This is a genomic window from Burkholderia sp. ABCPW 111, assembly GCF_000773065.1.
In the GTDB taxonomy this organism is placed as follows: domain Bacteria; phylum Pseudomonadota; class Gammaproteobacteria; order Burkholderiales; family Burkholderiaceae; genus Burkholderia; species Burkholderia savannae.
In genome coordinates, this window is record NZ_JPWT01000099.1 from 158,279 (window position 1) to 179,702 (window position 21,424).

General features: G+C 66.0%; 16 protein-coding genes and 1 pseudogene. 2 read left to right on the top strand and 15 right to left on the bottom strand.

The window, feature by feature from the left end; genetic code table 11:
- Window positions 1–2 precede the first annotated feature (2 nt).
- Both X946_RS23235 and X946_RS36915 read right to left on the bottom strand, forming a co-directional pair.
- A complete protein-coding gene (locus X946_RS23235) occupies window positions 3–1,145 on the bottom strand; it encodes a porin (RefSeq protein ID WP_038752713.1) in 1,143 nt (380 codons plus the stop codon).
- 563 nt (window positions 1,146–1,708) lie between these two features.
- Window positions 1,709–1,897 carry a hypothetical protein gene (locus X946_RS36915; protein WP_052145149.1) on the bottom strand — a complete coding sequence of 63 codons (189 nt, stop codon included), beginning with the start codon at window positions 1,895–1,897 and terminating at the stop codon, window positions 1,709–1,711.
- A gap of 175 nt (window positions 1,898–2,072) precedes the next feature.
- On the opposite strand from X946_RS36915, the gene purU reads away from it, so the two are divergent.
- Entirely contained in the window at window positions 2,073–2,948 is an 876-nt protein-coding gene (gene purU / locus X946_RS23245) for a formyltetrahydrofolate deformylase (protein WP_038752655.1), read from the top strand.
- A gap of 77 nt (window positions 2,949–3,025) precedes the next feature.
- Here purU and X946_RS23250 read toward each other — a convergent pair whose 3' ends face one another.
- From X946_RS23250 to X946_RS23300, 11 genes are all read right to left on the bottom strand, one after another.
- Complete coding sequence (locus tag X946_RS23250) at window positions 3,026–4,681, bottom strand: APC family permease (RefSeq protein ID WP_038752658.1); 1,656 nt, start codon at window positions 4,679–4,681, stop codon at window positions 3,026–3,028.
- 179 nt (window positions 4,682–4,860) lie between these two features.
- Entirely contained in the window at window positions 4,861–5,724 is an 864-nt protein-coding gene (locus tag X946_RS23255) for a glycine betaine ABC transporter substrate-binding protein (RefSeq protein ID WP_038752661.1), read from the bottom strand.
- A 109-nt stretch (window positions 5,725–5,833) separates the two neighbouring features.
- A complete protein-coding gene (locus X946_RS23260) occupies window positions 5,834–6,994 on the bottom strand; it encodes a hybrid-cluster NAD(P)-dependent oxidoreductase (RefSeq protein ID WP_038752664.1) in 1,161 nt (386 codons plus the stop codon).
- Between the two features lie 19 nt (window positions 6,995–7,013).
- Window positions 7,014–8,282, bottom strand: coding sequence for an aromatic ring-hydroxylating oxygenase subunit alpha (locus X946_RS23265; protein WP_100185421.1), 1,269 nt, complete (start codon window positions 8,280–8,282; stop codon window positions 7,014–7,016).
- A 24-nt stretch (window positions 8,283–8,306) separates the two neighbouring features.
- Window positions 8,307–9,092, bottom strand: coding sequence for a drug:proton antiporter (locus X946_RS23270; protein WP_038752665.1), 786 nt, complete (start codon window positions 9,090–9,092; stop codon window positions 8,307–8,309).
- Entirely contained in the window at window positions 9,089–10,261 is a 1,173-nt protein-coding gene (locus X946_RS23275) for an electron transfer flavoprotein subunit alpha/FixB family protein (protein WP_038752667.1), read from the bottom strand. The genes X946_RS23270 and X946_RS23275 overlap by 4 nt, the downstream gene beginning before the upstream one ends.
- Before the next feature lie 4 nt (window positions 10,262–10,265).
- Window positions 10,266–12,191, bottom strand: a complete 1,926-nt coding sequence (locus tag X946_RS23280) for a (Fe-S)-binding protein (protein WP_038752669.1) — start codon at window positions 12,189–12,191, stop codon at window positions 10,266–10,268.
- 2 nt (window positions 12,192–12,193) lie between these two features.
- Window positions 12,194–14,257, bottom strand: a complete 2,064-nt coding sequence (locus tag X946_RS23285) for an NADH:flavin oxidoreductase (RefSeq protein WP_038752671.1) — start codon at window positions 14,255–14,257, stop codon at window positions 12,194–12,196.
- Window positions 14,258–14,312: 55 nt separating this feature from the next.
- The gene (locus X946_RS23290; protein ID WP_038752673.1) at window positions 14,313–14,846 is read right to left on the bottom strand and encodes a DUF5943 domain-containing protein; all 534 of its coding nucleotides are present in this window, start codon (window positions 14,844–14,846) and stop codon (window positions 14,313–14,315) included.
- A 124-nt stretch (window positions 14,847–14,970) separates the two neighbouring features.
- A complete protein-coding gene (locus X946_RS23295; RefSeq protein WP_038752676.1) occupies window positions 14,971–15,942 on the bottom strand; it encodes a dipeptidase in 972 nt (323 codons plus the stop codon).
- 55 nt (window positions 15,943–15,997) lie between these two features.
- Entirely contained in the window at window positions 15,998–17,272 is a 1,275-nt protein-coding gene (locus X946_RS23300; protein WP_038752678.1) for a serine hydroxymethyltransferase, read from the bottom strand.
- A gap of 460 nt (window positions 17,273–17,732) precedes the next feature.
- On the opposite strand from X946_RS23300, the gene X946_RS23305 reads away from it, so the two are divergent.
- Entirely contained in the window at window positions 17,733–18,758 is a 1,026-nt protein-coding gene (locus tag X946_RS23305) for a GlxA family transcriptional regulator (RefSeq protein ID WP_038752680.1), read from the top strand.
- Between the two features lie 173 nt (window positions 18,759–18,931).
- On the opposite strand, the gene fdhA is transcribed toward X946_RS23305, so the two are convergent.
- Window positions 18,932–20,131, bottom strand: a complete 1,200-nt coding sequence (gene fdhA, locus X946_RS23310) for a formaldehyde dehydrogenase, glutathione-independent (protein WP_038752682.1) — start codon at window positions 20,129–20,131, stop codon at window positions 18,932–18,934.
- Window positions 20,132–20,662: 531 nt separating this feature from the next.
- A pseudogene (locus X946_RS23315) lies at window positions 20,663–21,301 on the bottom strand (substrate-binding domain-containing protein); the annotation flags it as partial.
- Window positions 21,302–21,424 lie beyond the last annotated feature (123 nt).

A 21,424-nucleotide genomic window follows, 5' to 3' on the forward strand; every position in this document is an offset into this window, starting at 1 on the left:
GGTCAGAACGAGTGACGCATCCCGATGCGAATGTCGGCTTGCGTCTGCGTGCTGGACGGCGTGAAGCTGTAGCCGATCACGGCATCGACGCCGTTGGACGCGCGCAGGTAGTCGCCGGAGAGGTAGACGTCCGTGCGCTTGGACAGCAGATAGTGAACGCCGGCCGATCCCTGATTCCAATGATGGCCTTCGAAGCGCGTGTGCTGGTAGCCGGCGACGAAGCTGAGCGCCGGCGTGAACTGGTACAGGCCGCCGCCTTCGTAGACCTGCATGTGCGACGTGTTGCCGAAGCCCTTGATCGTCGTATACGTGAAATTGCCGGACAGCGTCAGCTTGTCGAGCGTGTAGCTCGCGCCGACGCCGAGCGTCCCCTGGCTGTCGACGTTCATCGGCGTATTCGCGAACAGGTCGGTGACCTTGCCCGTCGCCGGATCGACGCTGACGGTCGGCTGGCCGAGGAACGTCCTCGTGCCGATCATCGCGTACGGATCGAACGCATAGATGCCGGACGGATTGTTCAGATGCGTGTAAGCCGCGCCCACCGACAGATTGCCTTGCGTGTAATTCGCGCCCGCGCTCCACGCGCTGTTGCGATGGAAATCGCCCGCGACGTTGCCGAACGAATACATCGCGCCGAACTTGAAGCCGCTGAAGTCATTCGACAGGAACTTGACGGAGTTCGGCAGACGGTCGCCGTTGAAGCGGTCGAAGTCGCCCTGGTGGATCGCGTAGCCGCTCGCCCACGCAGAGATGTTGTTCAGATAGACCATCTCCTCCGTCATGTCGAGCTGATTGCCGAACGACAAGGTTCCCCAATTGTTCTGCAATCCGACGTAAGCCTGCCGGCCGAATTCCGCGCCGCCGAAGCCAAGCTGGCCGTTACCCAGACGAAAGCCGCTCTCGAGCACGAAGACCGCCTTCAAGCCGCCGCCGAGATCTTCGGTGCCCTTGAAGCCGATCCGGTTGCCATACGACACGCCGTCGTCGAACTTGAAGACGTGCGAGCCACCCGTGTTGTTGACGTACGTGACACCGGCATCGAGAATCCCGTACAGCGTGACGCTGCTCTGCGCGCGGCTTGCGCCCGGCGCGATTCCGATTGCGAGCGCGATCGCGCTCATCACGGCAACATTCGATTTCTTCATTGTCGGCACCCCACCCTGCCCATTCGATAAGAAAAAAGATTCCCGCCTTGACCACGCGAATCCGCGACTATTGCTGAAACGACGCACCACTCCGACGGCCGTTGCGCATCTCGCACACAATCGGATGCCGTTGGCGAAAAATACAAACCCATTTTTCGCCCTACCCGTCTCCAGGCGACGTCGAATGGTCACGATGCGACGAACCGGGCCGAAGCCGACGTCGGCCGTCAGCGCGGCTCGCGCTGCAGGCAAGCGCAGCGCGCCGTTCGCGGTGGTCACGCCGCCGAGCGATTCGTCGACAAGCGGCGAATGCGTGCGCGACGCGCGTTGCGCGGCGCCCACAGCGGAACGTCTATCCTGCAGCATCGCGGCGATTATTCCGTTCTCCAGATTGACTGTGAACGTCATCCGCCGGAACAGGCGCGCGAGAGATTCGCTCACTGGTTCGAGAAATCCGCGCGTGCGGCGGTGTCGCCGATTGCGCCTCTGGAGGTCGGGCCAAAATGCGCGTCCCCGCCCGACAGGTGAACGAGATGGGATGCCGTATTCATCAGATGCGGCTCTCAGCCGAGGAATTCGATCCGTTGGCGGCCTCGCACCGCGCATTCGACCTGCGTCAGCATCCCCTTCTCGCTCGGTTCGACGAGTTGCCCGTTCGCCGGCTCGAGCGCCTCGTCCGCAATCGCCCGTTTGCCCGCAGGCGCGCGCCGTGCCGCTGTTTCGATGCTGCTTCGATGCTGTTTCGCTGCCATTTCGCCGCCGGTTGCCCGACGCGTGCGCGTGACGCCCCACGCATTGGCGCGCCGATTCCAGCGGCGCGGCGATTCGGTTCTATCCGCATTCGATCCGGCTTGATTAACTTGTGCGTCGCCTCGGAAGCCCGGCACTCGCGCCGGGCACGAGACGCCATCGAGTCAGAGGAAACACATGTCCGTTCCACAACGTCCCCTTCAGTTCGTGCTGACGCTGTCGTGCCCGAGCGCGGCGGGCCAGGTCGCCGCCGTCGTCGGGCTGCTCGACCGGCATCGTTGCTACGTCGACGAGCTGACCGTCTTCGACGACGATCTCAGCGAGCGCTTCTTCGTGCGCTGCGTGTTCCATGCGACGGGCGACGTCGATTCACTGCGCATCGACGCGCTGCGACGCGAGTTCGAGCCGATCGCGGCGCGCTTTCGCATGCAATGGGCGATCCACGATGTTGCCGCGCGGCCGAAGGTGCTGATCATGGTGTCGAAGCTCGAGCATTGCCTCGCCGACCTGCTGTTCCGCTGGAAAATGGGGGAGCTGAAGATGGACATCGTCGGGATCGTGTCGAACCATTCGGATCTCGAACCGCTTGCCGCGCAGCACGGGCTGCCGTTCCGGCATTTCCCGATCACGGCCGACACGAAGGCGCAACAGGAAGCGCAATGGCTCGACGTGTTCGAGACGAGCGGCGCCGAGCTCGTGATTCTCGCGCGCTACATGCAGGTGCTATCGCCCGAAACGAGCGCGACGCTCGCGAACCGCGCGATCAACATCCACCATTCGTTCCTGCCCGGATTCAAGGGGGCGAAACCGTACCACCAGGCGCATGCACGCGGCGTGAAGCTGATCGGCGCGACCGCGCACTTCGTCACCGACGATCTCGACGAGGGGCCGATCATCGAACAAGTGGTCGAGCGCGTCGATCACTCGTACCGGCCGGAGCAACTGCTTGCGGTGGGACGAGACGTCGAATGCATCACGCTTGCGCGTGCGGTGAAGGCATTCATCGAGCGCCGCGTGTTCCTGAACGGCGACCGGACCGTGGTGTTCCAGTAGCGCGCACGGCACGTTCGCCGATTCGCGACGGCCCGGATGCGCCAATGCATCCGGGCATCCCCGCCGGCGCACGCCGGCTATCGAACCCAAGCGAAGTAATAAGACATCCCGATCGTCAGCACGGCAGCCGCGAGCGCCGCGTATGGCGCCGCATTCAGCCACGTGCGGCGCGCCGGCACGACGAGTTCCATGTCACGCTGCATCTGCGTGGGGAAACGACCGCGATCCTGCCAGTAGTGCCGATAGACGAATACCGGCACGATCAGCAGCATCGCGATCAAGCCGTTGCGCAACGTACCCGCGCCTTGCAGGTCGGCGCCCGCGCCGACGTAGACAAGATTCGCGTAGCCGCAGATCGAGCCGAGCACGAGCAGCCACGTCGGACAACGGAACGGCCGCTCCCATCCGCCGCGATCCATCCGGTGAATCCAGCCCGACTGCAAATTCAGGAAGACGAACAACATGTAGCAGACGTTCGAGATCGACAGCACCGTCATGTAGTCCGACATCAGCAGCAGCACGAGGTTGAAGCCGAGATCGGTCCACATCGCGCGCGTCGGCGCGCCGTGCTCGTTCACGTGCGACAGGTACTTCGGCAGCCAGCCGTCGACCGACGCCTGGTAGAGCGTTCGTGACGAGCCCATCATCGACGTCATCACGATCAGAAGGATCGACAGCATCAACATCACGACGATCGCGTTCGCGATCCACGCGCCGCCGCCGACGATGCGCGCCATCGCTGCCGCGACGCCCGTGCCGTCACCGATGCGCGGATCGAGCATCGCTGCGGTGCCGAGCGCGCCCTGGAACGCCATCGGCACGAGCGTCATCACGATCAGGCACAGCGCGCCCGACCAGAAGATCGCCTTCGCGGTATCGCGACGCGGATCGCGGAATTCGCGCGTGTAGCAGACGGCCGTTTCGAAGCCGTACGACGCCCAGCCGGCCATGAACATCGCGCCGAGCGCCATCACGACGCCCTGCCCGTTCCAACTGCCGAACGTGGCGGCGGTGAGATTGCCCTGCGCGTCGTGGCCGAGCGGCAACAGCGGCAGGAGATTCGACATCGGCACGTCGCCCGTGACGAACGGCACGATGCCGACGATGAGAAGCGGCGTCAACGACGCGATGCCGAGAATGCGCTGCGTGCGTGCGGCTTTCGATGCGCCGCTGTGCTGCAACTTGAACGTGATCAGCAACAGGATCGTCGCGATCACGAAGATGGCGTTGACCCGCAGGGTCAGGCCGGGTTTGATGAAACCGAGATCGGCGAGCGTCCATTGCCAGTGCAGGATCGCTGCGTCCGCCGGGAACAGGCTGGTGAGCGCATAGCTTGCCGCGAGGCCGCAGCCGAGCGCGAGCATCGGCGACCACGCGAGCCAGTTGCACCACACGGAAACGGGCGCGATCAACTTGCCGTATCGCACCCAGCCGATCGCACCGTACACCGATGCGCCGCCCGATTTATGGGGAAATAGCCCGGAAATTTCCGCATAAGTCGCGCTTTGAATCAAACCCATCGTGATCGCGGCGATCCACACCGCCCACGCGGGCTGGCCGATCGTCGCGCACACGCCGCCGATCGTGAACAGCACGCCTGCCGGCACGCCGCTCGTTACCCAAAATGCGTCCTTCCAACTGAGGCCACGATGCAGCGTGCGGCCTCTTTCTTCATGTGAGATGGTTGCCTCAATCTCGCTGGTGCTGCGCGCGCGCAGTCCTGCTTGACTCATCCAAAATCCTCCCGTGAAGACTCCGCACAAGGGTACATTTTAACAACACTTCGTTGTGCGAGTCGAAAAATGTCAAAAATCCTGCGGGGAAACCCGCTATTTTTGCGAATTAGTTCGGATACCTTCGAATTTTCTCCCAACCGCTCAAGCCCGACCGCACGGGCCTGAGCGCACGAACGTCACTGCGCGGAAGCGGTCCATTCGCCGACGCGATCGCCATGCGCGGCGATCCATGCGTCGGCCGCCGCCGCGGGCTTCGATCCGTTCTGGATCGCGAGCATCACGCCGTCGATCTCGCCCGGCTTCCACTGGAACTTCTTCAGGAACGCGACAACGGGCTTCGCCTTCGTTTCGAGCGCGGGATTCACGACGCTATCGACGTGTTCCGCTTCGCCGTAGACCTTCTTCGGGTCGTCGAGGAAACGCAGCTTCCATTTCGCGAACATCCAGTGCGGCGCCCAGCCCGTCACGACCACCGCCTTGTTCGCATGGATCGAGCGTGCGAGTTCCGCCGTCATCGCGCTGCCCGAGCTCGGCATCAGCGAATAGTTCAGACCATATGCCTTGATCGTGTCGTCGGTCTTGCGCATCACGCCTGCGCCCGCGTCGATGCCGACGATGCGGCCGGAAAACTCGCCCTTCTCCGCGTTCAAATCGTCAATCGACTTCGCTTTCACGTAGCTCGGCACGATGAGGCCGATTTTCGCGTCGGGGAAATTAGTGCCGAGATTGACGACCTTCGTCTTGAACTGATCCCAGTACGCACCCTGCGTGACGGGTAGCCACGCGGAGAGCGTCGCGTCGAGATCGCCGCGCGCGACGCCCTGCCACATCACGCCCGCCGCGACCGGCACGAGCTGCACCGGATAACCGAGCTTCATCTCGATGATGCGCGCGGCGACGTTCGACGTCGCGACGCTGTCGTCCCAGCCTTCGACATAGCCGATCTTCAACGTCGGCTTCGTATCGGCCTGCACAGGCGCGACGGCGGCGAGCATCATCGACAGCACGCCGCAACCCATTAGTTTCGCGAGGAATTTCATGATCGATCTCCTTGAGGTTGTCGGAAAGCGAAGGGCCTCTCTAGGTTCTTCAATCATAATTGCCCGGTATCGTTCTTTTACGACACGTTCTTGCGCGCCCGCGACGCGCTCACTTGTCGACGACGAGATCCGACAGCGGCTTGCTGCAACACAGCAGCACCATGCCCTGATCGATCTCGCGCTGACGAATGCCGCCGTTGTGCTTCATGTCGACCTGGCCGGACACGAGCTTCACCTTGCAGGTGCCGCACATGCCCTGCGTGCACGACGCGGGCAGACGCACGCCCGCGCGCCGTGCCGCGTCGAGCACGTGCTGGTCCGAGCCGCATGCGATCTCGCGATTGCTCTTTGCGAACGCGACCGTGAATTGCCGCGCCTGCGCATCGCCCGAAGCGTCGCTCGACGTATCGGCCGATGCGGCTTCTCCGTCGAGGGTGCGCGCGCCGTTTTCGGCGAGCGTCTCGAACGAGAAGCTCTCTTCGTGATAGCGGCTGAGATCGAACCCGGCTTCGTCGAGCATCTCGCGCACCGCCTTCATGTACGGCGCGGGCCCGCACGTGAAGACCTCGCGCTCGAAGAAATCCGGTGTGATCAGCTTGAGAAGCGGCAGCGACAGAAAGCCCGTCACGCCGTGCCAGTTCGTGCGCGCGCCGAGCCGCTCGCAGACGAACGCGGCGCGAAAGTTCGCATGCGTCGACGCGATCAGGTCGAGCTCGCGCGCGAAGATGATGTCGTCCGGCGTGCGCGCGCTGTGGACGAACACGATGTCGCGATCCTCCGCGAGATCGTGGTGCGCGCGGCTCATCGACATCAACGGCGTGACGCCCGAGCCCGCTGACAGGAACAAATACTTGCGCGCCGGATGCCGTGCGCACGTGAACTCGCCCGCCGGGCCGAGCACGCGCAGCGGCGCGCCCGGCTGCAGGTTGTCGTGCAGCCAGTTCGACACCTTGCCGCCCGGCACGCGCTTGACCGTGATCGAGATCGTATGCGGCCGCGCGGGCGACGACGAGATCGTGTAACAGCGGTTGATCGTCTCGCCGTCGATGTCGAGCTCGAGCGTGACGAACTGACCAGGCTCGAACGAGAACGCGCGCCCCTGCGGCGAACGGAAGAAGAAGCTCTTCACGTCGTGCGTTTCCTGCCGCACGTGGCAGCAGACGAGCGTCTCCTCGACGTCGCTCGTCCAGCGCTCCGGCAGCGCCTGCCAGAACGCGGGGCGCGTCACGCGGCTGTCGGCCGGTTCGAAATTCGCGGCATCTCGCATCATGTTGCGCTCCGTCGTCGTGCTATGCGCCGAAATGCGCGGCGAGGCGGTCGATGTACCACTCGCAGAACTTCTCGACGAGTCCTTCGGTGTACGGAGAATATGGGCCCGGCTCGTACGCGGAACTCGCCGCGCCGCGTTGCGAGAACTCGACGAGTGCGCGATCCTGGTCGTTCGTCGCGTTCCAGACGGCCGTCAGGTTCTTCACGTCGTAATCGATGCCTTCCTTCGCGTCCTTGTGAACGAGCCATTTCGTCCGCACGAGCGTCTCGCCGGCCGACAGCGGGATCACCGAGAACGTGACGATGTGGTCGCTCATGAAGTGGTGCCACGAATTCGGCTGCGTCCAGAACGACAGCCCGCCGAGATCGGCGCGGCGGAATTCGCCGAGCAGCTTCTTCGACGCGACCTTCGCGTCGAGCGTCTGCGATTCGCCGCTGCGGTCGAGCGGCAGCCGCTGCGTGCGAAAGCCCGTCACGTCGGTCAGGCGCTCGACCTCGACGGACGGCAGGCTCAGTGCTTCCCACTGCGCGGCGCGCTCGACGCAGGTGCGCTCGAACGCGGCCATCCCTTCGGCATTCGCGGGCGACGGCTGATAGCCGAAGCCGTATTCGTACAACGAAATGGTCAGCTCCGGATGGTTCGCGACGCAGTGATAGCACTCGCGATTGTTCTCCATCGTCAGCTTCCAGTTGCCTTTCTCGATGATGTCGACCTGCGCGGCGATCTTCGTGTTCGGCAGATCATGCGGCAGCAGATACGGCTCCATCGCCGCGCGCATCGTCGCGAAATCGGCAGGCGGCTCGTCGGCCAGGCACACGAACAGGAGCCCCGCGAGATTCTGCAGATGAACGGGCTTCAGACTATGCTTGCAGCGATCGAACTTCTCGCCCATATGCTCGGCGAACATCAACTGGCCGGTCAGGTTGTACGTCCAGCTGTGATACGGGCACACGATGTTGCCGACGGAGCCTTTTTCTTCGTTGCACAGTCGTGCGCCGCGATGGCGGCACACGTTATGGAACGCGCGGATCTCCATGTCGTCGTCGCGCACGATCAGAATCGAATCCGCGCCGAGCTGAACCGTCACGTAATCGCCGGGCTCGGGCACGTCCGGCTCGACACCCACCTGAATCCAATGCCGCCGAAAGATCGCGTCCATGTCGAGCGCGAAGATCTGGTCGCTCAGATAGAACGGGGCTTCGAGGCTGTAGCCCGCCTTTCGCCGGGCCACCAGCGCGCGGATGTCTGTCGATACTTTCATCGTTTGCTCCGGATTCCTTGCATCCATGGTGTTGTTGCCGACAGGCCTCGTTCAGTAGTCGATGAGCTGATGCTCGCGCAAATACGCAAGGATCACTTGTGCTTTTTCGACCGAACTCCCTTCAATTACGACGTTTCCGCCGCGGCTTTCAGTCGTCGTAGCGGACAGCATCCGCGCGTGGCCGGAGCGCTTGTCGGCCGCCGCGAGCTTCACCGGCTTGCGCTCGGCCGGACGCGTCGTCCATCGCGCGGCGTCGGCCGACGGGCGCACCGCGGCGCGCGTCGCGCGCACCTCGCCCGCGCGCAGCCGCGCATACGCGTAGCGCGGCTGCGCATTCGCGAGCGGATGCACGGCGACGACGGCAGGCAGCGCCGCGTCGACACGCCTACGAACGCCTTTCGGCAAGAATTGCCTCAGCGTCGCGCGTCCCGCGTCGATGCTCACGTCGACCGCCGCACCCGCGAACCGCCAGCCGAGCGCCGCGGCGATGCGGTACGGCAGCATGCCCGTGTCGTATGCGCCTTCGGCTCGCGTGCCGGTCAACACGAGATCGTGGCCGCGCACGCGCTCGGCGAGCGCGGCGGCAGCGTCGTCGCCGTCCGCGCATTCGAGCACCTCGACGCGCGCCGCGCCGAGCGCGAGATAGTCGGCCAGCGCCGGGCAGCGCGGATCGCCCGCGTGGATAACATCGAGCCGCGCACGATGTTCGGCCGCCAACGCGCGGCCGATCTCGAGCGCGGCCGCATCGTTGCGGCTGTAACGCGGCGCGCCCGACACCGGATGGCGCCCTACCGACACCAGCACCGCGATGCTTGCCAGCTTGCGATTCGCGTTCATGCAGCGGCTCCCATGTATTCGCTTTCCCTCGATGCGGCGCTCGATCGCCCATGCGTGGCGCGAGCCGCGCTCACCGCGTCGATCAGCGCGGCGATCGTCGCCTGCGCATCGCCGACGATCGTCAGGTTCGCGCGCTTGACGATCGGCGCGCTGCCGTCGAGATTCACCGCGATCACGTGACGGCAATCCTTGATCCCCTGCAGGTGCTGAACCGCGCCCGAAATCCCGAACGCGATGTACACGCTCGCGTCGACCGTCTTGCCGGTCGCGCCGACCTGCTTGTCGCGCGTGAAATGCCCGTTGTCGACCGCGACGCGGCTCGCGCCGATCGCCGCGCCGAAGGTTGCCGCGAGCGTCTCGAACGCGGCGACGTCGGTCACGCCGTTGCCCGCCGACACGATGAAGTCCGCTTCTTCTAGCGCGACCTGCGCGGCATCGATCTCTTCGAGGCCCAGGTCGTGGTAATGGTCGCCGGACGAAGCACGTGCGTCGGAAACGGCATCGAGCGTGCGCTCGAGCGCCGCGCCGACGAACGGCAGCTTCGGGTCGACCGCGTTCGGCGCGAGCAGCACGACGTCGAGCAGCGTGCGCGTCGCGAAGCTGCGTTTCGCGTTGACGTACACGCCGACGTGATCCGCCGCGATTTCGGCGACGTGCGTCGCGACGCTCGCGTTCGTGGCCGCCGCATAGCGTCGGCCGAGATCGCCGTCGCCCGTCGCGTTGTCCGGCATGAACACGTGCTGCGGCGACAGCGCCGCCGCGCACGCGCGCAGCGCATCGAGCTCGCGCTCCGGCGCGAACGCGCGGCGGTCGAAGCCGCGCAGCACGATCAGCGTGTCGGCGCCGAGCGCGCCGGCGTCATCGTTCAGTTCTCCGAACACGACGAGCGCGACTTCCGTGTGCGCATCGGCGAGCAACGCGGCGGCCGCGAGCGTCTGGCGCGCGTGCTCGTCGAGCGCGCCGCGCTCGCTGTGCGCGGCAACGAGGAACACGCGCTTCGCGTCCCGCACGACGCGCACCGGCTTCGTGGCCGTCGCGCCGTGCGCGTGCGGCGTCCACCGCGCGGCGTCGCCGGATGCGCCGCCCGTCTCGCCGAGCGTGATGCGTTTGAGTCCGGCCGCGGTGACGACGAACGGCCGGCGCGGATCGATTCGTTTGAGCGTGGTCATCGGGTCACTCCAGCGAGGCGGCGACGAGTTCGGCGACGTCGAGCACGTCGGGCCGCGGGCCGACGACGCCTTCGAGCATCGCGGTGCAGTTCGGGCAGCCGACCGCGACGACATCCGCGCTTACCGCGCGCGCATCGGCGATCCGGATGTCGGGAATCCGCTGCTTGCCCGGAATGTCGGTGAGCGGTGCGCCGCCGCCGCCGCCGCAGCAGCGGCCGCGCATGCCTTGACGCTCCATCTCGACGACCTGGATGCCGATCGTCTTCAGAAGCTTGCGCGGCGCTTCAGTCTCGCCGTTGTAGCGGCCGAGATAGCAAGGGTCGTGATAGGTGATGCGCTTCTCGCGCAGCGCCTCGGCCGCCTGCGGCTTGATCTTGCCTGCCGCGACGAGCTCGGCGACGAACGTCGTGTGATGCTTGACCGTGTAGCGGCTGCCGAGCGCGCGGTACTCGTTGCGCAGGCTGTGCATCACGTGCGGATCGGCCGTCACGATCTGCTTGAACGACAGCGCGCCGAGCGTGCCGATCAGGCGCTTCGCCATCTGCTGAAACGTCGCTTCGTCGCCGAGCCGGCGCGCGACGTCGCCCGTATCGGTTTCCGCGCGGCCGAGCACCGCGTAATCGACGCCCGCGTGGTTCAGCACCTTCACGAGCGCGCGCAGCGTGCGCTGATAGCGCATGTCGAACGCACCCTCGCCGGCCACGATCAACACGTCGACGTTGCGCCCCGGCTGCGCGACGGGCGCGCTCAGATCGACCGACCAATCGTAGCGCGCGGCCGCGTCGTAGCCGCCCATCGTGCCCGTCTCGCGCAGGTTCGCGAGCACTTCCGCGCCCTTGCCGGGCACGGCGCCGTGCACGAGCGTCTGGTTGCGCCGCATGTCGACGATCGCGTCTACGTGCTCGATCAGCATCGGGCACTCCTGCACGCACGCGCGGCACGTCGTGCACGACCACAGCGTGTCGGCCTCGATCAGCGACGACACGATCGGACGCTGCGGGCCGCCGCCGTGCTGGCCGACAGGAATGCCGGGCGTCGGGCTGCCCGCGTAAGCGGCGTCGGTGCCGCCCGCCATCCCAATGACGAGATCCTGAATCAGCTTCTTCGGATTGAGCGGCTGACCCGACGCGAACGCGGGGCACGCGGCCTCGCACTTGCCGCACTGCACGCACGCATCGAAGCTCAGCAGTTGGTTCCAGTGGAATTCGGCCGGCTTCGCGACGCCGTACTCGTCGTGTTCGATGTCGGACGGCTTCAATGCGGTCGGCGGCGTCGCCGCGCCATTGCCGGTGTACGGCTCGCGCGTCGCCGCAAAGCGTTCCTGGCGCGGGTGAAACGCGAGATGCAGGAGACCCGCGATCGCATGCTTCATCGGCCCGCCCTTCGCCGCGCCGAGCGTCATCGCGAACGCGCCGACGCCGATCAGCATCGCGCAAAGCACGGCGAACGCGCCCGACATCGCGGCCGTCGGCACGAGCATGAACAGCACGAGCCCGAGCGAGAACGCGCCGAGCAGCCACGGCAGCGTATTCCACGGGCCGCGCGACAAACGCGCGGGCACGTCCTTCGCATGGCGGCGGCGCCAGACGAACACCGCGCCGACGAGCATCGAAAGCGCCGCCAGAAAGATCAGCTTGTCGAGCCACGGCGAGTAGATCGCGAGCCCGTAGTTGACGAACACGAGCGCGAGCGCGGCGAGCGCGCCGCCCGCCGTCGCGACGTGCGTCTTCGCGATATACGGATCGCGCGCGACCACGTGATGCAGATCGACGAAGTAACGCTTCGGAATCGCAAGCAGATTCGCGAGCCCGAATGCGCCGGGCGCGCTCGCGCGGCCGAGCCGCCAGTACGACGAACGCTTCGCGACCGCGAACGCGAGGCCCGCGAGCGACAGCCACAACAGCGCGGTGATCAGGATGGCCGGATTCATCGTCAGAAATCCTTCACGAGGCGCAGCGCGTCGTAGATCGCGCCGTGGATGTTGTGCATCGAGATGCAGTCGCCGACGCGAAACAGCAGGAAGCGGCCGTTGCCGAGCGCCTCGGAAAGGCACGGTTGCGGCTCGGCGGCGAACAACTTGTGCACGTCGATCTGCCCGCGATTGACCGACTCGGGCTTCAGCTTCCAGTACAGCGCGTCGTTCGGCGCGATGCCGTTCTCGATCACGACCTGATCGACCGCGCGCTCTTCCTGCTCCTCCGTGTATTCGTTGCGCAGCACCGCGATCTTCTTGCCGTCCTCTTCGTACACGCGATCGAGCCAGTAGTTCGGCGTGTGGATCACGCCCTGTGCGTACAGGCGGCGATAGAAGATCGGGAACGTCGTGCCGCCGCAGTCGTCGGCGATCTTCACGTCCGGCGTGACGATCTCGACATTCGCGCCGCGGCTCGCGATGAAATCGGCGACGCCCGCGCCCGCATGCGTGCTGACGCCGTCATAGACGAGCACGTTCTTGCCCGGCTCGACGCGGCCCGACAGGATGTCCCACGAGCTGACGGCGAGCCCGTCAGCGACGCCCCACGCCGGCACCTGATCGGTGAAGCTGCGCCCGCCCGTGGCGAGCACGATGATGTCCGGCTTCTCGGCCATGATCATTTTCTCGTCGGCTTCGACCCCGAGCCGCCGATCGACGCCGAGCCGCTTCGTCTCCATGTCGAACCAGCGCACGATGCCCGCCATCTGCTCGCGCTGCGGCGCCTTCGCGGCGAGCACGATCTGGCCGCCGACTTCCGTGTTCTTCTCGAACAGCACGACGTCGTGGCCGCGCGAACGCGCGACGCGCGCCGCTTCGAGCCCTGCGGGCCCCGCGCCGACCACGACGACCTTGCGCCTCGGTCCACGCGACTTCTCGATCACGTGCGGCATCGCCGCCTCGCGCGACGTCGCCGCGTTCTGCACGCACAGCACGTCGAGGCCGTTGTACTGGCGGTCGATGCAATAGTTCGCGCCCACGCACTGCTTGATCTCGTCCTCGCGGCCGTCGCGGATCTTGATGACCATGTGCGGATCGGCGATCTGCGCGCGCGTCATGCCGACGAGATCGACCATTCCGCTCGCGAGCAGGCGCTCGGCCTGGCCCGCGTCGCGAATGCTCTGTGCGTGCATCACCGGAATCTTGACGACCGACTTGATGCCCGCCGCGAGATGCACGAACGGCTCGGGCGGCAGCGCCATCGGCGGCATGCAGTTCGCGAGCGTGTTGTGCGTGTCCGCGCCGGAGCCGATCACGCCGAGATAATCGATCAGGCCCGTCTCGGACATCGCCTGCGCGATCTCCTTCAATTGCTCGTGACCGAGGCCGTCCTCGTGAAATTCGTCGCCGCACATCCGCAGGCCGACGCAGAAGTCGCGGCCGACTGCCTCGCGCACGGCCTTCAGCACCTCGACGCCGAAGCGCAGCCGGTTCTCGAGGCTGCCGCCCCATTCGTCGGAGCGAAAGTTCGTGCGCGGGCTCCAGAACTGGTCGATCAGATGCTGGTGCGCGGCCGAGATCTCGATGCCGTCCATCCCCGCATCCTTCACGCGCTTCGCGGCCGCCGCGAAATCGCCGATGATCCGCCGGATTTCCTCGACCTCGATGATCTTCGCGTTGCCGCGATGCACCGGCTCGCGCACGCCCGACGGCGACATCAGATGCGGCCAGTGCTCGCCGTGAAATGCGGAGCGGCGGCCCATGTGCGTCGCCTGGATCATGATCTTCGCGCCGTGCCGATGCATCGCTTCGGCGAGCCGCGCGAGCGGATCGACGATCTTGTCGGTCGACAGATTCACCGACTTCCACCAGCCTTGCGGGCTGTCGACCGACACGGGGCTCGACCCGCCGCACACGGCGAGGCCGACGCCGCCCTTCGCCTTTTCCTCGTAGTAGCGGATGTAGCGATCGCCGGGCAACCCGCCCGGCTCCGCATACACCTCCGCATGCGCGGTGCTGACGATCCGGTTGCGCAGCGTGAGCTGATTCAGCGTCAAGGGTTTGAACAGATTGGGATAGCGCATCGCGGGCGACCTCTTGCGTTCTCGTGAGCGTGACGTTGGCGTGGAAGATGTCGTGTCAGTGCGAAAGCGGCGACACTTCGAACACGCAATGGTCGTGGCCTTCGGCCGCGCATCGCGTTTCCTTCGATTGCGCGCGCGGCGCGCGCTTGCCTGCCGGCGTCGTGTCGTTGACCCAGTCCATCGCGCCCGCGAACCAGCCGGCGAACATGTAGCAGAGCTTGCCGACCTTGTCCGGCTGCGCGAGCACGAACGACGAATGGCGCAGCTCGATCTTCGCGCGCGCGGCCTCCGGCTCGGCCTCGACGATCGAGAACAGGCCCCAGCCGCGCTGCGACAAGCGCTTCAGGTAATGCTCGAACACCGCCATCCCTGCGATTCCGTGCTGCTTCGCTTCCTTGTCGCACCAGTGGTACGCCGACTTGTAGCCGGCTTGGTAGAGGATGTCCGCGTAGACGTCGCGGCCGAGCGCCTCTTCGACCGCCGTATGGTTGTTCGTGAAGAAATGGCGCGGCACGTACAGCATCGGCAGCGCGTCGGTGGTCCAGACGCCGGTGTTCGGATCGACGTCGATCGGCAGTTGCGGTTGCATCGTGTGACTCCGTGGGGTGAAACGCGCGGCGTCTTCGCGCACGCGCGGCATCGTCCGCGCGCCGTCGCTCGTTGCGCGGGCGCGTCCTGAATCGAATCGGTTGAAAACGAAGAATGCGGAACGCCTACGCGCCCCAGACCTCCTTGAACACGCGCACCCAGTTCTCGCCCATGATCTTGCGGATGCGCGACTCCTTCCAGCCGGCGCGCGCCATCGCGGCCGTCAGGTTCGGGAATTCGCCGATCGTTCGGATGCCTTCCGGATTCACGACCTTGCCGAAATTCGTGAGCCGGCGATAGCGTCCCTTGTCGTGCGTGAGCCAATCGAAAAAGTCGACGCTGTAGCCCTGCGTGAAATCGGTGCCGATGCCGACTGCGTCCTCGCCGATCAGGTTCACGACGTAATCGATCGCCTCGATGTAATCGTCGATCGTCGCGTCGATCCCGCGCTTCAGGAACGGCGCGAACATCGTCACGCCGACGAAGCCGCCCGCGTCCGCGATCTCCTTCAACTGTTCGTCGCTCTTGTTGCGCGGATGCTCCTTGAGCCCCGACGGCAGGCAATGCGAATAGCAGACGGGCTTCTTCGAGAACGCGATCGCCTCCGACGACGTATTGCCGCCGACGTGCGACAGGTCGACCATGATCCCGACACGGTTCATCTCGGCGATCACCTCGCGGCCGAAATCCGACAAGCCGCCGTCGCGCTCGTAACAGCCGGTGCCGACGAGGTTCTGCGTGTTGTAGCAAAGCTGCACGACGCGCACGCCCATGTCGGCGAACGCCTCGACGTAGCCGAGGTTGTCCTCGAACGCGTGCGCGTTCTGGAAGCCAAGAATCACGCCCGTCCTGCCTTCCTGCTTCGCGCGAAAGATGTCGTCGGTCGTGCGCACGAGCGTCAGCAGCTCGCCGTTGTCGCGAATCTGCTTTTTCATCAGCGCGATGTTGTCGACCGTCTTCGTGAAGTTCTCCCACACGGACACCGTGCAGTTCGCGGCCGTCACGCCGCCCTTGTGCATGTCCTCGAACACCGAACGTTCGAACTTCGAAATGTTCAGGCCGTCGATGATGATGCTGTCCTGATGCAGCGTGCTCATGAATTCTCCAGTCTTGTCTGCGCGTCGGTCGTCGTGCGAAGGCGCGGCGTTCGGTTCAGTAGATCGGGAAGCGCTCGCAGAGCGCGAAGATCTCGCGGCGCACGCGCTGCTCGGCCGCGTGATCGCCTTGCGGGTTCGTGCGCAGCGCGTCGAACACCTCGAGAATCAGCCGGCCGACCTCGCGAAACTCCGCCGCGCCGAAGCCGCGCGTCGTGCCGGCCGGCGTGCCGAGGCGAATGCCCGACGTGATCGTCGGCTTTTCGGTGTCGAACGGAATGCCGTTCTTGTTGCACGTGATGCCCGCACGCTCGAGCGCCTGCTCGACCTGCGCGCCCTTCAGCCCCTTCGGGCGCAGATCGACGAGCAGCAGGTGATTGTCGGTGCCGCCCGTCACGAGATCGACGCCGCCCGCCTTCAGCACTTCGCCGAGCGCCTGCGCGTTCGCGAGCACGCGGTCGATGTAGATCTTGAAGTCGCCCGTCAGCGCCTCGCCGAACGCAACCGCCTTGCCGGCGATCACGTGCATCAGCGGGCCGCCCTGCAGGCCGGGAAACACCGCCGAGTTGATCTTCTTGGCGATCTCCTCGTCGTTCGTCAGCACGAAGCCGCCGCGCGGGCCGCGCAGCGTCTTGTGCGTGGTCGACGTGACGACGTGCGCGTGCTCGACCGGATTCGCGTGGCGGCCCGCGGCGATCACGCCGGCGATGTGCGCCATATCGACCATCAGCTTCGCGCCGACGCCGTCGGCGATCCGGCGGAAGCGCGCGAAGTCGAGCGCGCGCGGATAGGCGGAGAAGCCTGCGATGACGAGGCTCGGCTTGTGCCGCTGCGCGAGTTCCTCGACCTGGTCGTAGTCGATCAGCATCGTGTCGCGGTTCACGCCGTACTGGACGGCGTTGAACCATTTGCCGGACAGCGCGGGCTTCGCGCCGTGCGTCAGGTGTCCGCCCGCGTCGAGCGACATCCCGAGCACCGTGTCGCCCGGCTTCGCGAGCGCGAGCATCACCGAGCCGTTCGCCTGCGCGCCGGAATGCGGCTGCACGTTCGCATAGCCGGCATTGAAGATTCGCTTCACGCGATCGATCGCGAGCGCCTCGACTTCGTCCGCGAACTCGCAGCCGCCGTAGTAACGCTTGCCCGGATAGCCTTCCGCATACTTGTTCGTCAGCACCGAGCCCTGCGCCTCGAGCACCGCGCGCGACACGATGTTCTCCGACGCGATCAGCTCGACCTGCGACTGCTGTCGTTCGAGTTCCTTGAGGAGCGCGCCGCGCACGGACGCGTCGCGCTCGGCGAGCGATTGCGAGAAGAAGGGATTGGCGTTCGACATAGGGCGTCTCGTCACTGAATTTTGAGGGGCTCCGCAGCGGGCTCGAAGGCCCGCCGCGCGGCGTCTTGGCGTCCCGCCGCAGCGGCTGCCGACGGCTCTATTCTTGTCGTTCGGATTTTTCGCCTATTGATGAATTCAGACGCGTTCTTTCCCTTTTCCGACATGTTCGTCACTTTTGAACAAGTGACCGGTCGTGCGTTTTTGCGGTAGCCGCCGCGACCGAGGCGGCCGCCGCAGCCGCGGCGCGGCGGCGGCTGGCGGCCGGCACTGGCCCGGTGCCGCCGCTGCACTCGGGCGGCGCAGCCGCTCACGGTTACGGTGCGGTGCAGCGAAAGGCCGCCGACAGGCGGCCGCCCGGATCTAGGGTTTAGCCGTATGGCACGCTTGTTGCGCTCGATTTCACAATACGCGAGCCGAGCGCCCCGGCCGCATCAAGATCAGATCCAAGGAACGCTTCCCCATGTCGCCCGACCGCACTGCGTCGCTGTCTCATTTCGCGTTCATGCCGCTGCCCAACTTCACGATGATCGCGTTCACGAACGCGATCGAAGTGCTCAGGATGGCCAACTACCTGAGCGGGCAGCCGCTTTACCGCTGGTCGATCGTCAGCCCGGAAGGCGGCTTGGTCACGGCGAGCAACGGACTCGCGGTCGACACCGGCCCGGCCGACTGCGTCGGGCAACCGGACATCGTGTTCGTCTGCGGCGGCGTCGACGTGCAGCGCGCGACGCAGCCCGAACATCTCGCGACGCTGCGCCGCTTCGCGCGCGCGGGCGTCGCGCTCGGCAGCCTGTGCACCGGCACCTATGCGCTCGCGAAGGCGGGGCTCCTCGCCGGCTATGCGTGCGCGATCCACTGGGAAAACCTCTCGGCGCTGAAGGAAGAATTTCCGGACACCCGCTTTCTGAAAGAGCTGTTCGTGATCGATCGCGATCGCGTGACCTGCACGGGCGGCGTCGCGCCGCTCGACATGATGCTGAACCTGATCGCCGCGCGCATCGGCACCGCGCGCGTCACGCAGATCGCCGAGCAGTTCATCGTCGAGCACGTGCGCGACACGAGCGCGCAGCAACGAATGCCGCTCGTCGCGCGGCTCGGTTCCGCGAACAAGTCGCTGTTCGAGGTGATCGCGCTGATGGAGAACAACATCGAAGAGCCGCTGTCGCGCGAAGAACTCGCGCGGCTCGCGAACATGTCGCAGCGGCAGTTGCAGCGCCTTTTCCGCGAGCATCTCGGGATGACGCCGACGCACTACTACCTGACGCTGCGCCTGCGCCGCGCGCGCGAGCTGCTGCTGCAAACCGACATGTCGATCATGCACATCACGATGGCGTGCGGCTTCCAGTCCGCGTGTCACTTCAGCAAGAGCTATCGCGACGCGTTCGGCACCGCGCCGACGCGCGAACGCCGCAAGCAGGTTGCGCCGCTCGCGCAACCCGCGATGCCGGGCGGCGCACCCGCGCCGGCGATGATGTTGCACGCCTGAGCGCGCTCGTCCGCGCGAGCGGCGCCGAATTCGGCGGCTCCGGCTCCATTGGCAACTTCGCTTTTCGTCGAACTTCGCACCCCAAAACGAATGGCCCGCCGGCTCTGCGAACCGGCGGGCCATGCTCGTCGCCCGGCAGGACGCCCGATCGCGGCGGGCCGCCTATGCGCGCATCATGCGGCCTTCAGCATCCCGTGCGGGTCGATGACGAATTTGCGCGGCGCGCCGCCGTCGAACTTCTTGTAGCCTTCCGGCGCATCGTCGAGCGAGATCACCGCGACGTTGACGATCTTCGCGATCGGCAACCGGTCGAACAGAATCGCCTGCATCAGGTTGCGGTTGTATTTGAGGACGGGCGTCTGGCCGGTATGGAACGAGTGCGACTTCGCCCAGCCCAAACCGAAGCGGATGCTCAGGCTGCCGTGCTTCGCGGCGACGTCGGCGGCGCCCGGATCGTCGGTCACGTACAGCCCCGGAATGCCGATCGCGCCGGCGGGCCGCGTGATTTCCATCAGCGAGTTCAGCACCGTCGCGGGCGCTTCCTCCGCATGGCCTGACGAACCGTGGCCGTGCGCCTCGAAGCCGACGCAGTCGACCGCGCAATCGATCTCCGGCTTGCCGAGGATCTGCTCGATCTGCTCGCCGAGCGTCGCGTCCTTCGACAAATCGACAACCTCGAAGCCCATCGCCTTCGCATGCGCGAGACGCTCGGCGTTCATGTCGCCGACGATCGTGCACGCGGCGCCGAGCAGGCGCGCCGACGCGGCGGCTGCCATCCCGACAGGGCCCGCGCCCGCGACGTAGACGGTCGAGCCGGGCTTCACGCCGGCCGACACCGCGCCGTGATAGCCCGTCGGCAGGATGTCGGACAGGCAGGTGAGATCGCGGATCTTCGCCATCGCCTGATCGCGGTCGGGGAACTTCAGCAGGTTGAAATCGGCGTAAGGCACGAGCACGTATTCGGCCTGGCCGCCGATCCAGCCGCCCATGTCGACGTAGCCGTACGCGCCGCCCGCGCGCGACGGGTTCACGTTCAGGCACACGCCCGTGTGCTGCTCCTTGCACATCGCGCAGCGGCCGCACGCGACGTTGAACGGCACCGACACGAGATCGCCGATCTTCAGCGTCTCGACGTCGCGGCCGACTTCGATCACCTCGCCCGTGATCTCGTGACCGAGCACGAGGCCGACGGGCGCCGTCGTGCGGCCGCGCACCATGTGCTGATCGGAGCCGCAGATATTCGTGCTGACCACCTTCAGGATCACGCCGTGGCCGATCGCGCGGCCGCTCGGATCGACCATCTTCGGGTAGTCGATCTTCTGCACCTCGACCTTGCCCGGCCCCTGATACACGACACCTCGGTTGCTGCTCATCGCATTGTCTCCATGTCTCGTTGGCGGTGCGCCGCGCCTCGCCCGGCCCGCGCGCTCGGGCGCGTCGGACGGGCTTGCAGCGAGCTTTCCGAGGGTAGTCCGCGAGCCGGGGGGGCGAGCGTCCAAAAACCGACATCGGCTTGGCTGCGGCCGACATCGGAACGGTAACGGTGGAGGGCAATGGCGATGGCGCTGGTGACTGAGGCGGCGGTGACTGAGGCGGCGGCGACGATCTGCGATCTGCGATCTGCGATCTGCGATCTGCGATCTGCGTGCTGCGTGCTGCGTGCTGCGTGCTGCGTGCAGTGGGCAGTGGGCAGTGGGCAGTGGGCAGTGGGCAGTGGGCAGTGGGCAGTGGGCAGTGGGCAGTGGATAGTAATCGGCGGTTTGCGGTTTGCGATTTGCGATTCGCGGCGTGAGACGTGCGACGTGCGACGTGCAATCGCCTCGGCATAACGCACGCATTGCGCCAAGCGGCGTCATGCTGCACGACGCAATGCGTGCGTCGCAACATCTTGCGTCCGGTGCGCGTCAACCGCCGAGCGGCCCGTCCGTATCGCCCGGCTCGACAACAGGCGACGCGAGCCGATGCGCGATGCCCGGCGGCTCCGCGATGACGCCGAGCATCAGCTCGGCAATCGCCAAGCCGGACGCTTGCCCGGTAGGCTGCACCACCGCGGTCGCCCGGTGCGGAAACGAGATGTCGCGCGACACGCCGTCGTAGACGATCAGCGATATGTCGTCGACGAAGCGCCTGCCGCTCTCGACGATCGCCCGGAACGCGCCCGCGCCGGCGATGTTGTTGTCGACGACAAGCGCGCTCGGCTGGCTCGGAAGCGCGAGCAAAGCCTGCGTCGCATCGTAGCCGCCGTCGCGCGTGAATGCGCATTCGCGAAACAGCGCGGAATCGAGCTCGATCCCCGCTTCGCGCAGCGCGCGCTCGAAGCCCGCGCGCCGCTGCGCGGCGAAGTTCAGCGTCTGCGGCGCACACGCGAGCGCGATGCGCTGATGCCCGAACACGATCAGCCGCTGCACAGCCGCGTGCGCGCCCGCCTCGTTGTCGAAATCGAACCACGCATACGGCGCAGCGCTGGCGGTCCAGCCATATGCGACGAACGGAAATTCGCGCTCCTGAAGAAAACGGATTCTCGGATCGTCAACGAACATTCGCCGCGTCCCGTCGTTCGACATGCCGCGAGCGCCTCGTCACCGGCCGCCGTCGTTCTCCCGAATCACCGCCTCCGCCGCCGCGTCGGCCTCGCCCGCATACCCGTCGTGCACCTGCGTGCGCAA

What these genes read in the sequence shown, in the direction of transcription:
- X946_RS23235 (WP_038752713.1), bottom strand. Translation starts at nt 1,145, where the DNA reads ATGAAGAAATCGAATGTTGCCGTGATGAGCGCGATCGCGCTCGCAATC.
- X946_RS36915 (WP_052145149.1), bottom strand. Translation starts at nt 1,897, where the DNA reads ATGGCAGCGAAACAGCATCGAAGCAGCATCGAAACAGCGGCACGGCGC.
- purU (WP_038752655.1), top strand. Translation starts at nt 2,073, where the DNA reads ATGTCCGTTCCACAACGTCCCCTTCAGTTCGTGCTGACGCTGTCGTGC.
- X946_RS23250 (WP_038752658.1), bottom strand. Translation starts at nt 4,681, where the DNA reads ATGAGTCAAGCAGGACTGCGCGCGCGCAGCACCAGCGAGATTGAGGCA.
- X946_RS23255 (WP_038752661.1), bottom strand. Translation starts at nt 5,724, where the DNA reads ATGAAATTCCTCGCGAAACTAATGGGTTGCGGCGTGCTGTCGATGATG.
- X946_RS23260 (WP_038752664.1), bottom strand. Translation starts at nt 6,994, where the DNA reads ATGATGCGAGATGCCGCGAATTTCGAACCGGCCGACAGCCGCGTGACG.
- X946_RS23265 (WP_100185421.1), bottom strand. Translation starts at nt 8,282, where the DNA reads ATGGATGCAAGGAATCCGGAGCAAACGATGAAAGTATCGACAGACATC.
- X946_RS23270 (WP_038752665.1), bottom strand. Translation starts at nt 9,092, where the DNA reads ATGAACGCGAATCGCAAGCTGGCAAGCATCGCGGTGCTGGTGTCGGTA.
- X946_RS23275 (WP_038752667.1), bottom strand. Translation starts at nt 10,261, where the DNA reads ATGACCACGCTCAAACGAATCGATCCGCGCCGGCCGTTCGTCGTCACC.
- X946_RS23280 (WP_038752669.1), bottom strand. Translation starts at nt 12,191, where the DNA reads ATGAATCCGGCCATCCTGATCACCGCGCTGTTGTGGCTGTCGCTCGCG.
- X946_RS23285 (WP_038752671.1), bottom strand. Translation starts at nt 14,257, where the DNA reads ATGCGCTATCCCAATCTGTTCAAACCCTTGACGCTGAATCAGCTCACG.
- X946_RS23290 (WP_038752673.1), bottom strand. Translation starts at nt 14,846, where the DNA reads ATGCAACCGCAACTGCCGATCGACGTCGATCCGAACACCGGCGTCTGG.
- X946_RS23295 (WP_038752676.1), bottom strand. Translation starts at nt 15,942, where the DNA reads ATGAGCACGCTGCATCAGGACAGCATCATCATCGACGGCCTGAACATT.
- X946_RS23300 (WP_038752678.1), bottom strand. Translation starts at nt 17,272, where the DNA reads ATGTCGAACGCCAATCCCTTCTTCTCGCAATCGCTCGCCGAGCGCGAC.
- X946_RS23305 (WP_038752680.1), top strand. Translation starts at nt 17,733, where the DNA reads ATGTCGCCCGACCGCACTGCGTCGCTGTCTCATTTCGCGTTCATGCCG.
- fdhA (WP_038752682.1), bottom strand. Translation starts at nt 20,131, where the DNA reads ATGAGCAGCAACCGAGGTGTCGTGTATCAGGGGCCGGGCAAGGTCGAG.